Source organism: uncultured Megasphaera sp. (assembly GCF_900539295.1).
Lineage (GTDB): Bacteria > Bacillota > Negativicutes > Veillonellales > Megasphaeraceae > Megasphaera.
This window is the reverse complement of sequence record NZ_UQBH01000008.1, coordinates 78,262-91,311: the sequence shown is the minus strand read 5'-3', so window position 1 is coordinate 91,311 and position 13,050 is coordinate 78,262. Positions and strand designations below refer to the sequence as shown.

The 13,050-nt window shown below is 54.4% G+C and carries 13 protein-coding genes; 1 reads left to right on the top strand and 12 read right to left on the bottom strand.

From position 1 onward, the window contains the following. The 9 genes from QZQ46_RS04260 to QZQ46_RS04220 all read right to left on the bottom strand — a co-directional run. Nucleotides 1-216 (bottom strand): hypothetical protein (locus QZQ46_RS04260; RefSeq protein ID WP_296827135.1); only part of this gene is annotated, 216 nt, incomplete at its 3' end. 8 nt (nt 217-224) lie between these two features. Next, entirely contained in the window at nt 225-1,664 is a 1,440-nt protein-coding gene (gatB, locus tag QZQ46_RS04255; RefSeq protein WP_296827139.1) for an Asp-tRNA(Asn)/Glu-tRNA(Gln) amidotransferase subunit GatB, read from the bottom strand. Continuing rightward, the gene (gene gatA, locus QZQ46_RS04250; protein ID WP_296827133.1) at nt 1,664-3,121 is read right to left on the bottom strand and encodes an Asp-tRNA(Asn)/Glu-tRNA(Gln) amidotransferase subunit GatA; all 1,458 of its coding nucleotides are present in this window, start codon (nt 3,119-3,121) and stop codon (nt 1,664-1,666) included. The genes gatB and gatA overlap by 1 nt, the downstream gene beginning before the upstream one ends. Nucleotides 3,122-3,135: 14 nt before the next feature. Beyond that, nucleotides 3,136-3,426 carry an Asp-tRNA(Asn)/Glu-tRNA(Gln) amidotransferase subunit GatC gene (gene gatC, locus QZQ46_RS04245; RefSeq protein WP_062412092.1) on the bottom strand — a complete coding sequence of 97 codons (291 nt, stop codon included), beginning with the start codon at nt 3,424-3,426 and terminating at the stop codon, nt 3,136-3,138. Nucleotides 3,427-3,629: 203 nt separating this feature from the next. Next, entirely contained in the window at nt 3,630-4,391 is a 762-nt protein-coding gene (locus QZQ46_RS04240) for an EFR1 family ferrodoxin (protein ID WP_296827131.1), read from the bottom strand. Between the two features lie 99 nt (nt 4,392-4,490). Beyond that, a complete protein-coding gene (gene radC / locus QZQ46_RS04235) occupies nt 4,491-5,180 on the bottom strand; it encodes a DNA repair protein RadC (protein ID WP_296827129.1) in 690 nt (229 codons plus the stop codon). Further along, nucleotides 5,177-5,737 (bottom strand): nucleoside triphosphate pyrophosphatase, encoded by a 561-nt coding sequence (locus QZQ46_RS04230; protein ID WP_296827127.1) that lies wholly within the window; start codon nt 5,735-5,737, stop codon nt 5,177-5,179. The genes radC and QZQ46_RS04230 overlap by 4 nt, the downstream gene beginning before the upstream one ends. Nucleotides 5,738-5,758: 21 nt before the next feature. Beyond that, nucleotides 5,759-6,034 carry a DUF4321 domain-containing protein gene (locus tag QZQ46_RS04225; RefSeq protein ID WP_296827125.1) on the bottom strand — a complete coding sequence of 92 codons (276 nt, stop codon included), beginning with the start codon at nt 6,032-6,034 and terminating at the stop codon, nt 5,759-5,761. A gap of 95 nt (nt 6,035-6,129) precedes the next feature. Then, nucleotides 6,130-7,818, bottom strand: a complete 1,689-nt coding sequence (locus QZQ46_RS04220) for a glutamine--tRNA ligase/YqeY domain fusion protein (RefSeq protein ID WP_296827123.1) — start codon at nt 7,816-7,818, stop codon at nt 6,130-6,132. A 215-nt stretch (nt 7,819-8,033) separates the two neighbouring features. On the opposite strand from QZQ46_RS04220, the gene QZQ46_RS04215 reads away from it, so the two are divergent. Further along, nucleotides 8,034-8,933: a fumarylacetoacetate hydrolase family protein gene (locus QZQ46_RS04215; protein WP_296827121.1), complete on the top strand. Its 900-nt coding sequence runs from the start codon at nt 8,034-8,036 to the stop codon at nt 8,931-8,933. A gap of 103 nt (nt 8,934-9,036) precedes the next feature. On the opposite strand, the gene QZQ46_RS04210 is transcribed toward QZQ46_RS04215, so the two are convergent. From QZQ46_RS04210 to cobD, 3 genes are all read right to left on the bottom strand, one after another. Further along, nucleotides 9,037-10,431, bottom strand: a complete 1,395-nt coding sequence (locus tag QZQ46_RS04210) for an amino acid permease (RefSeq protein WP_296827119.1) — start codon at nt 10,429-10,431, stop codon at nt 9,037-9,039. An 18-nt stretch (nt 10,432-10,449) separates the two neighbouring features. Further along, nucleotides 10,450-11,790 carry a branched-chain amino acid transport system II carrier protein gene (brnQ, locus tag QZQ46_RS04205; RefSeq protein ID WP_296827118.1) on the bottom strand — a complete coding sequence of 447 codons (1,341 nt, stop codon included), beginning with the start codon at nt 11,788-11,790 and terminating at the stop codon, nt 10,450-10,452. Between the two features lie 155 nt (nt 11,791-11,945). Next, nucleotides 11,946-13,049 (bottom strand): threonine-phosphate decarboxylase CobD, encoded by a 1,104-nt coding sequence (gene cobD / locus QZQ46_RS04200; protein ID WP_296827116.1) that lies wholly within the window; start codon nt 13,047-13,049, stop codon nt 11,946-11,948. Nucleotide 13,050: the final 1 nt, after the last annotated feature.

Here is a 13,050-nt window from a genome sequence, read left to right as displayed (position 1 = left end):
CAATAAAGGCTTATAGCCGCCCGTCGAGCCACCCGTTTTACGGGTGGAGGCGACTGGCCCCAAAGATTTACCTGCCTCCGGAAAATTTCCAGGCCTCCCATTTTTCCCTCGAACATGCAAAACGACCGCCCCTGCCGTTTTTAGGACGGCAGAGAATTTCAGGCGGCAGACAAAAAAAGCCACCGCCGGAGGATTTCCGACGATGACTTTTCTCATCTTATCTGTTACTGCAAGTTTTTCGTTAACAATTCATTGACGACGCCAGGATTGGCGCGGCCTTTCGTTTCTTTCATGATCTGACCGACGAGGAAGCCGATGGCTTTCTTCTTGCCGGCTTTGTAGTCTTCAACGGACTGGGGATTGGCGGCGATGACTTTCTTCACCAATTCTTCGAGAGCGCCCGTATCGGTAATCTGTACCAGGCCCTGTTCTTTGACGACGTCTTCGGCCGACTTGCCGGAGGTCCACATTTTCGGAAGGACTTTCTTGGCGATCTTACCGGAAATCGTGCCTTTGGAGATGAGCTTCAAGAGGCCGGCTAAGGCTTTCGGATCGACAGGTGATGCCGTAATGCCAATGCCTTCTTCATTCAGTTTCTTAGCGAATTCGCCGAGCATCCAGTTGGCTGCTTCTTTGGCATCGACGCCTTCGCCTACGACGGTTTCAAAGTAGTCTGCCGTCTGTTTTTCCAAGGTCAGGAGATTAGCGTCGTATTCGGAAAGGCCCAATTCGTCCTGGAAGCGCTGGCAGCGAGCATCGGGCATTTCCGGAAGTTCTTTGCGAACTTCTTCAATATATTCCGGCGAGACTTCGATAGGAATGAGGTCCGGTTCCGGGAAGTAACGGTAATCGCTGTCCCCTTCTTTGACACGCTGGAGGATGGTTACGCCTTTAGCTTCATCCCAGCCGCGGGTAGCCTGCTGAATCGTGCCGCCTTCTTCGAGAATCTGTGCCTGGCGGACGGCTTCGTATTCAATCCCCTTCTGAACGGCACTGAAGGAGTTGATGTTCTTGATTTCCGTCTTGGTGCCGAGAGTCGTCGAACCGACGGGGCGGATGGAAATATTGGCGTCACAGCGCATACTGCCTTCTTCTAAGCGGCAGTCGGATACACCGAGGTACTGCATGATGGAGCGCAATTTTTCAAGGTAAGCCCGAGCTTCAGCACCGCTGCGCAGTTCCGGTTCGCCGACGATTTCAAGGAGGGGTACGCCGGTACGGTTGTAGTCGACGCGGCTCGAGTCAGATGTGGCGATGGTGCTGCCGCTGTGGACGAGCTTGCCGGCGTCTTCTTCCATGTGGATACGGGTCAAATGGATGCGGCGCTGCTTGCCGTCGACGTCGATGTCGATGTAGCCGCCTTTGCAGATCGGCAGGTCGAACTGGGACGTCTGGAAGTTCTTCGGAAGGTCCGGATAGTAGTAGTTCTTACGGTCAAATTTGCTGAAGGGCAAAATGTCGCAGTGCAGGGCCAAGCCCGCCTTTACGGCATAGTGCAGGACTTCTTTATTGAGTACGGGCAGGACGCCTGGCAGGCCTAAGCAGACCGGGCAGACGTGGGTATTCGGTTCAGCGCCGAATTCCGTGCTGCAGCCGCAGAAAATCTTGGTTTTCGTTTTTAATTCGACATGGACTTCCAAGCCGATAACGGATTCATATTTCATCAAATTTCAACCTCCCCCATGGGCGACGGCATGCGAAGATCCGTCCGATTCTGTTCAAACGTATAGGCCGCACGGAGCAGTGTCGCTTCGTCGAGAGCCTTGCCGATGAGCTGCATGCCGATGGGCAGGCCGTCTTTGTAGCCGCAGGGAATGCTGATACCCGGAAGGCCGGCCAGGTTCAAGGGAACGGTGCAGACGTCGCCGAGGTACATAGCCAGGGGATCGCCGCTGTTCTGACCGATCTTGAAGGCCGTATCGGGAGCCGTCGGCGTCAAGAGGATATCGCATTTCTTAAGGGCTTCATCGAAGTCCTGTTTCATCAGGGTACGGACTTTCATGGCCTGCAGGTAGTAAGCGTCGTAGTAACCGGAGCTCAATACGTAGGTACCGAGGAGGATACGGCGCTTGACTTCGTCGCCAAAGCCTTCCGTACGGGTCTTGATGTACATGTCGACGATGTCCTTGCCGTCGACGCGCATGCCAAAGCCGACACCGTCGTAGCGGGCCAGGTTGGAGCTGGCTTCAGCCGGGGCGATGATGTAGTAAGCAGCGATGCCGTACTTCATGTTTGGCATGCTGATAGGAACGATTTCGGCGCCCAGTTTCTTATAGGTATCCATGGCGTCGTCGAGGGCTTTGCGGGAGGCAGCGTCCAGGCCTTCGCCGAAGAATTCTTCCGGGATGCCGATCTTAAGGCCTTTGACGTCGTTTACCAGAGCCTGTTTATAATCCTGTTTTTCCTGCGGAATCGAGGTCGAATCCTTGGAATCGTGGCCGGCAATGGCGTTCAAGACGATGGCGCAGTCTTCGACGTCGTTAGTAAGGGTACCGATCTGGTCCAACGAGGAGGCGTAAGCGATGAGGCCGTACCGGGATACAAGGCCGTACGTCGGTTTGAGGCCGACGACGCCGCAGTAAGCGGCCGGCTGGCGGACCGATCCGCCCGTATCGGAACCGAGAGCCCAAACGGCAGAGCCGGAGGCGACAGCGGCTGCCGAACCGCCGGAAGAACCGCCGGGGACGCAGTCGAGGTTCCACGGGTTGTGCGTTTCATGGAAGGCCGAGTTTTCCGTCGAGCTGCCCATGGCGAATTCGTCCATGTTGGCCTTGCCTAAGCTGATATAATCGGAAGCGGCCAATTTTTCGATGACCGTCGCATTATACGGTGCCTTGAAATGTTCAAGGATCTTCGAAGCGCAGGTTGCCTGCTGGCCTTCGATGCAGATATTGTCTTTAATCGCACCAGGAATGCCGGCCAAGTCGGCAATCGTTTCGCCGGCGGCGATTTTTTCATCGACGGCAGCGGCTCCTTTGAGGGCGCCTTCGCGGCTGTCCGATAAGAAAGCCCGTACCTTCGGTTCTACCGTATCTTTATGGGCAAGAAAAGCTTTGGTCACTTCGACGGCAGATACGTCGCGGCGGACGAGCTTTTCATGTAGTTCATGAATGGTTAACATACATAGGCCTCCTATTAATCCTGAATGACTTTCGGAACTTTGAAGCAGCCTTCGTCTTGTTCCGGCGCATTTTGAAGCGCTTTTTCATTAGAGATCGACGGCTGGGGCACGTCGTCGCGCATGACGTTGGACATGGCGACGGCATGGGCTGTCGGCTTGACGCCGGTCACGTCGACCTGACCTAAGAGATCCATGTACGATAAGATGTCGTTCAGCTGTTTCCCGACCGTTTCGATCTGGTCGTCTTTGACTTCCAGTCGGGACAACAGTGCGATTTTCTTTATTTCTTCGGCACTGATTTTCATACTGACACTCCTTGCAGAAAAATTTGGCATTGACAAATCGAAAGGCTTTGTCAACATTCATACATATACAATTTAATCACCTTTTGCTGTATTTTGCAAGCGCAGGCGGCCCGGCAGCCAAAAGGCCCGCTCCGGGCAAGGAAAAAGGCGCCTGTCACGACAAGCGCCGAAGGCCTTTTAAAAGGACGCTCCCCTTTTCGGCCTTACCGCACCATCATGTCGCGGATAGTCACATCGGGATGATGGTACTGATCTTCCGGCAGGACGGTCTTTCCGTGGACGGTCACGGCCTGATGAGGGCACCAGTGCAGGCAGGCCAGGCAGCGGCTGCAGCGGTTGTCCATCACCGGTTTGTCATCGTCCTGACGGATGTTTTCGACGGGGCATACATGGGCGCAGATGCCGCAGGACACGCATTTATTTCGATCGACGGCCGGCGTCAGCCAGTAATTCCCGAAACTCCGCAAAGGGCCGAAATTCATAATCGCCGCTGCAGCCGAACCGGTTACGGCCGACGTATCGCGGACCTGACGGCGGATGTCCTCGGCGCAGTCGTGGAGGATGTCATCGGCCCGATCGAGGCGATTCATATCATAGTGAATATGGCGGCGCGAGGCGACGGTACTGTTGGCAATCATGGGCAGCACTTCGCCGTACGAAAGGGTGCATCCCCGTTTCTGTAAGAGTCGGTCCAAGGTCTGAAGGGCCCGGCCGGCCGTTCCCCCACAGGTGGCGATGCCAAAGAAGTACGTCCCCTTATCGAGGGGCGCCTCGGCGATGAAATCCCGTACCGGTTCCGGTACGTCGCCGAAATAGACGGGAAAGACGATGCCGAACCTGCGATGGGGCAAGTGTTCGGGCTGTCGTGCGATCTGAGTCAGCGGCAGGGCCCTGTCACCGATCAGTTCAGCCAATTTTCTGGCTGCATATAAGGAATTGCCCGTTCCTGAAAAATAACCAATCATAAAGTCTCCACCTCAAAGACGGCTGCCCTCTCCTATGAGAAGGCCGCCGTTAATTTATCTCTATTATAGCATGAAGGACCTGTTCTGTCTTGAGGTGTGTTAGATATAACCGCGCTCACAAAGGCTGACGAAGATGCCGTCGCCGATGATGATGTGGTCCAAAACGGGGATTTCCATGATCTGCCCGGCTTCGGCGATGCGCCGGGTAATGCGGATGTCGTCCTTGCTCGGCTCGGGGTTTCCTGACGGGTGGTTGTGAATGAGGACGACGGCTGCCGCGTTGTAGCGCAGGGCATAGCGAAAGACGTCGCGGCCCTTAGCCAGGCTGGCATCGATGGTGCCGATGGTCAGCGTGCGGTAGGTAATGAGCTGGTTCTTGGTCGATAAGTAGACGGCGCCGAACTGTTCCTGCGGTAAAAAGCGCAGGTCTTCCATGACGTAGCCGGCAATGGCGTCGGGCGTACTGAAATCAGGGGCCGACCGCAGGGCCTGCTGGCGGGAAATGCGCCGGCCAAGCTCGATGGCGGCGCAGACGGTGACCGCCTTTTCTTCGCCGATGCCTCGGATGTTGCAGAGGTCATCGACACTGGCTGTGCTGAGGTAACAGAGATTTTCACCGGGCAGAGAACGGATGACCTGGCGCGATACGTGGAGTACCGAGCGGCCCTTGGTCCCTGTCCGCAGCAAGATGGCCAGTAAATCCTGGTCGGTCACTGCCGCCGGTCCGTGGCGGATAAATTTCTCTCGCGGTTTCTCACAAACGGCGAGTTCCCTCACCGGCGTATTCATACACGGACCTTGGCCTTATGAAAGAGCTTGCAGACCTGCGACAAGGGCAGGCCGACGACGTTGGTATAGGAGCCGTTGATCTTATCGACAAAGGCCGCTGCCCGGCCCTGGATGCCGTAGCCGCCGGCCTTATCGAGGGGTTCACCGGAGGCGACGTAGGCCTTCATTTCTTTTTCCGTCAGATGGCGGAACCAAACTTTCGTTTCGACGACCTTGGTATATTCCTTCTTGTCGTTGACCAAGGCGATGCCCGTATAGACAGAATGCTTCTTGCCCGACAGTTCGTGCAGCATGGCCATGGCCGCCGTACCATTTTTCGGTTTGCCCAGCATGACGCCGTCGATGGCGACGATGGTATCGGCACCGAGGACCCACTGGCCCGGGAATTTTAGGGCTACATCGCGGGCCTTGCCCAGGGCCTGATCCTGAACGTACTTCTGCGGATCTTTCTTCTTCGGCGATTCTTCATTATAGGTACTCGGGTTGACCATGTAGGCCACGCCGATTTGTGTCAACAGTTCGCGTCGGCGCGGCGAACCAGAGGCTAAAATAAGCATGTAATCCCTCCTAGGTAGGTGTTACTGAAAATGGCGAAAGAGCACGGCAGCTAAAAGGATGCCGATGATGCTCAAGAGATTCGGTGCCAAATGGATGCCAAACTGCAATTCCATGACATAGAGATTGAAGTGCATCTGCTGGATGTTTAAAATTTCATAATGCTGGGTCAGGGCCGGCATCACGCCCTGCAGGGCCGGAACGGCATATAAGGCTTCCCCGACGATACCGCCGAGGATGCCGCCGGCAATCAAAAAGATCAGTAACGACAGCCAGCTGTATGAGCCAAGTGTTTTCATGTTCCCCTCCATTATATACACAATGAGAAGAAAGGGTTGCCCCTTCTCAGAAAATTCTAATCCTTCCGGAGAAAGACAACCCTTTTATCATCGGCTTATTGATTTTTCTGCTTCTGCATCTTAGCCCACGTGTCGCGGAGGCCGACGATGCGGTTGACGACCATGTGATCGTCCGTCGTATCGGGGTCGATGACGAAGTAGCCCTGGCGCAGGAATTGGAATTTATCGCCGGCTTTGTAGTCAGCGATGGCCTTTTCGGCTTTGCTGTGGTAGACGACGAGGCTGTCGGGATTGATCATGTCGAGGAAATCCTTGGCTTCCTCGCTGTCGCCGTCGTCATCGCGAAGGAGGTAGTCGTAGACCCGCGTTTCGACATCGACGGCGTCTTCGGCATTGACCCAGTGGAGGGTACCCTTTACTTTGCGGTCGGCATTGGCACCGCTGCCGCTCTTCGATTCCGGGTCGTAGGTGCAGCGAAGTTCGACGATGTTGCCGGCTTCATCTTTGACGACTTCTTCGCATTTAATGATGTAGGCGTATTTCAAGCGGACTTCTTTGCCCGGAGCCAGGCGGAAGAACTTCTTGACCGGTTCTTCCATGAAGTCGGCCCGTTCGATGTATAAATGCTTGCTGAAGGTCATGTCCCGCGTGCCCATGGCTTCATTTTCCTGGTTATTGTCGGCCTTCATCTGTTCCGTCTGGCCGTCGGGATAGTTGGTCAGGACGACCTTGATCGGGTCGATGACGGTCATGAAGCGCGGAGCCTTCATCTTGAGGTCTTCGCGGATGCAGTATTCGAGGAGGGAAATGTCGACCATGCTGTCGGCTTTGGCAACGCCGATGCGTTCACAGAAGTCACGGATCGATTCCGGCGTATAGCCCCGGCGGCGAATGCCGGAAATGGTCGGCATACGGGGATCGTCCCAGCCGCTGACGATGCCCTTTTCGACGAGGGTACGCAGTTTGCGCTTGCTGGTGATCATCTTGGTGACGTTGAGGCGGGCGAATTCGATCTGACGAGGCTTCTGCCCTTCCGGATCTTCCCAGTCTTCGAGGACCCAGTTGTACAACGGGCGATGGGCTTCAAATTCGAGGGTGCAGATGGAATGGGTAACCCGTTCGATAGCGTCCGATACGGGATGAGCCAAGTCGTACATAGGATAGATGCACCACTTGCTGCCCGTCCGGTGATGGTCGGCGTGGACGATGCGGTAGAGGACGGGATCGCGCATGTTGAGGTTGGGGCTGGCCATGTCGATTTTGGCACGGAGGACCTTTTCGCCGTCGGCGTACTTGCCTTCCTTCATTTCTTCAAAGAGCTGCAGGTTTTCTTCGACGCTGCGGCTGCGGTACGGGCTTTCCTTGCCCGGTTCGTTGAAGGTGCCGCGGTAGGCCCGGATTTCGTCGCCCGATAAGTCATCGACATAGGCTTTGCCCAAACGGATCAACTTCTGCGCGTAGGCATAGAGCTTATCGAAGTAGTCCGACGCATAAAACAGGCGGTCGTCCCAGTCAAAGCCCAGCCATTTGACGTCGCGCTTAATGGAGTCGACGTATTCCGTATTTTCCTTGGACGGGTTGGTATCGTCAAAGCGAAGGTTAGTCAGGCCGCCGTATTTCTTGGCGATGCCGAAATTCAGGCAGATCGATTTCGCATGGCCCAGGTGGAGATAGCCATTCGGTTCCGGCGGGAAACGGGTATGTACTCGATTGCCGTATGTATTTTTTTCGCTGTCTTCATCGATAATGGTTTCAATAAAATTTTTGGTCGTTTCGTTATCCATCGATGTGTCTCCCCTTTTATCTATGTATGAATGCTTGTTCAGTATTTAATTATACCTTGTATTGCCTTATCTTTGCAACTCATATACCCCATCAGAATAACCGTCGCCTGACAGAGAATGTCTTTCTCCCGACTGGCGGAGACTTTCCTTTGGACAGAGAAAAAGGGGCATGATATAATTTAGCTTATAAAAAAGATAAAGGAGTCGATGCTGCAATGATAAAAAAATTAGTCACCTTTGAGGACCTCGGTTTCGTCCAATGGGGCGTCCTCGATGAGTCGGAAACGGCCGTCTACGGGGCCATTCCCTTAGAAGAAGCCTTCTTTACGCCCCTTCCGGAAACGCTCTTAGAATTCATCCGACAGGGCAACGACGGCATCTTAGCCTTAGCCGACGCCCTCGAACAGAACGAAAAGACCGGCGCCGTCAAGGCCAAGCCCCTCGACACGGTCCGTATCATGGCCCCCATTCCCCATATGGAACGGAACGTCTTCTGCATCGGCAAAAACTACGCCGACCACATCGCCGAATTCGATAAAACGGCCATGCCGGACAAACCGAAGTGCCCTGTCATCTTCACCAAGGCCACGTCGGCCGTCATCGGGCCGGAAGATGCCATCGAACCTCATAAGAACGTAACTGAACAGGTCGATTACGAAGGGGAACTGGCCGTCGTCATCGGCAAAGAAGGGTCGGACATCCCGGTCAGCGAAGCCATGGATCACGTCTACGGCTTCACCATCTTAAACGACGTAACGGCTCGGGACCTCCAAGCCAACCACGTCCAATGGTTCCACGGCAAGAGCCTCGACACCTTCTGCCCTATGGGCCCCTACGTCCTCCTGCGCGACGCAGCCCCTGAAACCTTTGACATCATCACCAAAGTCAACGGCGAAGTCCGCCAGGACGGTTCGACTGGCGAATTCATCTTCACCATCCCCGAACTGATCCACACCATTTCCCAGGGCACGACCCTCTTCCCGGGCGACGTCATCGCAACGGGCACGCCAAGCGGCGTCGGCGTCGGCTTTAACCCGCCCCGCTTCCTCCATTCCGGTGACACCGTCGAAATCACCATCCCGGCCATCGGGACCTTGAAAAATAAAGTAAAATAAGGCTCAAGGCACATAACCTGGCATACAAAAAAGGAGCTGCGGAGAAATGATCACTCATTTCTCTGCAGCTCCTTTTATAGTGGTATCTCAAACGGGAAGGCCCTTACGACGGGTTTTCTTCCTGTTTCTGAAGCACACTGTGTTTACGGCCGTAGACGAAGTAGATCAGCCAGCCAAGAATCGTCCAGCCCGAAAACAGCATCAGCGTATGCGGCGACAATTCAAAGAAGATGAATGCGCAGCAGATGAAGCCTAAGGGTGCAATGATGTGGACAGCGGGGCAGCGGAATCCGCGCGGATGATTCGGATAGATGCGGCGCAGAACCAAGATGCCGACGCTGGAGCACAAGAAGGCGAAGATCGTACCGGCGCTGCAGGTTTCAGCGACGATATGGATCGGCGTGAAGCCCGTAATGCAGGCGACGATGATACCGATGACGATCTGAATGATGTACGGCGTCTGGAACTTGGGATGAACCTTGTAGAGGCTCATCGGCATGAGGCCGTCACGACTCATGGAGTAAAGGGCACGGCTCTGAGCAAAGAGCATGCCCAGGACAACCGTCGACAGGCCGCAGATAGCGCCGGTGCCGACGATGGCCGAACCGAGGTGAAGGCCGATGTACTCAAGAACAAACGATGCCGGTGCTGCCGTATCCAACATGGGATACGGAACGACGCCGGTCATGGTCGCACAAACGGCGATGTAGAGGACCGTACAGATAGCCAGAGCCGAGATGATGCCGATCGGCATATCCCGTTTCGGGTTCTTCGTTTCTTCGGCAGCCGTCGACAAGGCGTCGAAGCCGAGGTAAGCGAAGAACAGGACGGCGGTCCCGGCGAAGACACCGTGGACGCCATACGGCAGGAAGGGTTCCCAATTCATCGGTTCAATATGGGGGCCTGCCAGGAAGAGGAACAAGAAAATCGTCCCGATTTTAACGTAGACCAAAATGCGGTTGACGTGCGCACTTTCGCGAACGCCGACGACGAGCAGAGCCGTCGTCAATGCAACGATGAGCACAGCCGGTAAGTTAATGATGCCTCCATCTGCCGGAACGGCCGTCAAGGCCTTGGGAAGGTCGATGCCCATGGAATGCAGGATCCCGACGAAGTAGGCCGACCAGCCGCCAGCAACGGCGCTGGCACCGACAGAGTATTCCAAAATCAAACTCCAACCGACCCACCATCCGAAGATTTCACCGAGCGATGCATAGGCGTAGGTATAGGAGCTGCCTGATACAGGCAAGAACGAAGCTAATTCAGAATAGGCCAAACACACAAACGCACATGTGACGGCTGCAAATACGAAGGATAACATCAGGCCAGGGCCAGCGTATTTTGCAGCGCCGATACCGGTCAGAACAAAGATCCCCGTACCAATAATGATGCCCAGACCCATCATGGTGATGTCGAAGGCTCCTAAAGCCTTGTTCAACTTCTTTTCTTTCGTATGGGCCAGCAAATCATCGAAGGATTTACGGCGTAAAATGTCCATAAGCTCATCCCCTGTCTGTTATTTCGCTGTCACACCGTTAGACGAAGAGGAGAAAATGCTTTTCCAGATGAAGCCGATGACGAACCCGGCGATGGTAAAGCATACCCAGCCCATCCCCAACGAGTGGAGCGGTACCATAGTAGCAAAGATAGTATCAATATGTCCAAGTGAGAATTCAGCAGTCTGAAGTCCCGTAACAATAGCCGGAATTAAGGTTAAACCAATCGTCCATGCATAGACACACTGCCGTCCGTCAAAGGTCTTGTGAAGGAAGGCCAAGATAATGATGGCGACGACCAACGGATAGATGAACATCAGGACCGGAATGGCGGCGGTGATGATCGTCTTCAGACCGAACATAGCGACGAAGAAGGAAATGAGGGTAAAGATGACAACCCATTTCTTGTAGCCCAATTTGATCAGTTCATTGAAGTACGATGCGCAGGACGTAATCAGGCCGATAGCCGTCGAGAGACAAGCCAAGAGAACGATGACGGCCAGGATGACAGCACCAGCGTTGCCGAAGAGGATCATAGCACTCTTAGAAAGAACGGGAGCACCCGTTTCCTGAATACCGAAAGCTGCGACGCTGTCAGCGCCGATTTTAGCAACGAAGATGTAAACGAAGCCCAAGCAGCCGACGGCGATAGCACCGGCTTTAAATACTTCTCTCGTAATAGCCGCCGGCGTCGTTGCCCCGTCTTCCATGACGAATTCAATAACCAGGATGGCAAATACTAAGGAAGCGATGGCGTCCATCGTATTGTAACCGTCGAGGATACCCTGAACGGCAGCGACGGTAGCCGTGCCGTAAGCAGCGATCGGTTCCTGCGGCGAGCCAAGGGGCGTAATGAAGGATTTCGCGATGAGCAGTAAAATAGCGACGAGCAGTGCCGGCGTTAAGATCTTGCCAATGCGGTCAACTAATTTCTGCGGCGAAATGGATAACCATAAAGAAATGAGGAAGAATAAAACCAAAAAGCCCGTCATGATGGCTTCACTGCCGCCGCTTTGCAAGAAAGGACGAACGGCGATTTCGTAAGAAACACTGCCCGTACGAGGAATCGCGAAGAACGGCCCAATGGTCAAATAACTGATGACCGTGAAGAAGAGACCGTATGCCGGATGGACGCGGCCAGCCAGCTCCTGCAGGTTCTTACAGCCTGAATAGCCCATGGCCAGGACGCCTGCCAAGGGCAAGCCGACACCGGTGACGACGAAGCCCAAGACGGCCCACCAGACGTTGACGCCGGCAGCCTGACCCATGGCAGCCGGGAAGATCAGGTTCCCGGCCCCGAAAAACAGCGCGAACAGCATAAGCCCGATGGCTACCGTTCTGTTTCCCTTATTTTCTCCCATAATAACACTCCTCCTATCAATAAATCGTGTCAATAAATAATAAGGACGCTGAATCGATTAAATTAAATAATTTAATCTTGAATTTATTTTATCATAAAAAACGGAAAAAATCACAAAAACGCATCAACTTTAATCTAATTCTAATAGACAAATGTCTACCGTTTAATATTTTTTTGTAGATTGCGTAAATTCATTAGTTTTTCTTGTAAAATCTGAATGAGCGATTTGTTTTCCCAAGGAGATCGGACAGCTGTCCTTATATATGACGGCGATAAACCGACGTAATTGGCACAGGAGCGGACCAAAATGCCCTCGTCCCGAAGGGCTTCGATGAGGGGCTCTGCCGGGATGTCGTCAGCCAGTCGCCATAGGAGGAAATTGACGCTGGGACGGCAGACTTCAAGGCCCGGCAATTGTTTTAAAGCCTCATAAAGGCCGTCTCGTTCGGCAGCGACGAGGCGGCGCGACGCTTCCTGGTATGCCCGATCTTCGAGGGCGGCCACGCCGGCATACTGGGCCAGGACATTGACGTTCCAGTCGTCTTTATGGCCTTCCATGAGACTCCGCCGCAAGGGCGTCGTCACACCGAAACCAAGGCGCAGGCCGGGCAGGGCATAAAATTTGGTCAGGGACCGGATGACCAACAAGGAATCACATCGTTCTGCCAGGTCGACGACGGAATACGCCTTATCCGATGGGAGAAAATCGAGAAAAGACTCGTCGACGATGATGTCCGTCCCCTTGCGGGCCGCAAGGTCCGTAAGGGATGCCAATTCATGAGCCGAGGCCAAGGTCCCAGTGGGATTATTGGGATTGCCGATGATGATACAGTCGACGTGGCCGCAGGCCGCTCGCAGCCTTTTCCAAGGAAAGGCAAAATCGTCATCGGCCGCCAGATGGCAGTAGTCGATGACGGTGCCCGAAGCCCTGGCCGCCCGCTCGTACTCACTGAAAGACGGGACGGGAATCAAGACCCGCCGCGGCCGGAAGGCGTGCATGTAGAGGTAAAAGAGTTCGGCTGCCCCATTCCCTAAGAGAAGTGAATCAGAAGAGACACCGTAGGCTTTTTCAAGGGCCGACCGGAGAGCCATCCCTTTAGGATCGGGATAGTGGACGACGGCATCCAGATGAGCGGCCATAGCTTCTTTTACTGCCGGCGACAGGCCGAGAGGATTGATGTTGGCACTGAAATCAATCCACGTCTTCCCTTCCGGCGGCGCCTGGTAAATGTTGCCGCCATGCTCAAATCGCTGAATCAAT

Coding starts and splice junctions, on each gene's coding strand:
- gatB (WP_296827139.1), bottom strand. CDS start 1,664: ATGAAATATGAATCCGTTATCGGCTTGGAAGTCCATGTCGAATTAAAA.
- gatA (WP_296827133.1), bottom strand. CDS start 3,121: ATGTTAACCATTCATGAACTACATGAAAAGCTCGTCCGCCGCGACGTA.
- gatC (WP_062412092.1), bottom strand. CDS start 3,426: ATGAAAATCAGTGCCGAAGAAATAAAGAAAATCGCACTGTTGTCCCGA.
- QZQ46_RS04240 (WP_296827131.1), bottom strand. CDS start 4,391: ATGATTGGTTATTTTTCAGGAACGGGCAATTCCTTATATGCAGCCAGA.
- radC (WP_296827129.1), bottom strand. CDS start 5,180: ATGAATACGCCGGTGAGGGAACTCGCCGTTTGTGAGAAACCGCGAGAG.
- QZQ46_RS04230 (WP_296827127.1), bottom strand. CDS start 5,737: ATGCTTATTTTAGCCTCTGGTTCGCCGCGCCGACGCGAACTGTTGACA.
- QZQ46_RS04225 (WP_296827125.1), bottom strand. CDS start 6,034: ATGAAAACACTTGGCTCATACAGCTGGCTGTCGTTACTGATCTTTTTG.
- QZQ46_RS04220 (WP_296827123.1), bottom strand. CDS start 7,818: ATGGATAACGAAACGACCAAAAATTTTATTGAAACCATTATCGATGAA.
- QZQ46_RS04215 (WP_296827121.1), top strand. CDS start 8,034: ATGATAAAAAAATTAGTCACCTTTGAGGACCTCGGTTTCGTCCAATGG.
- QZQ46_RS04210 (WP_296827119.1), bottom strand. CDS start 10,431: ATGGACATTTTACGCCGTAAATCCTTCGATGATTTGCTGGCCCATACG.
- brnQ (WP_296827118.1), bottom strand. CDS start 11,790: ATGGGAGAAAATAAGGGAAACAGAACGGTAGCCATCGGGCTTATGCTG.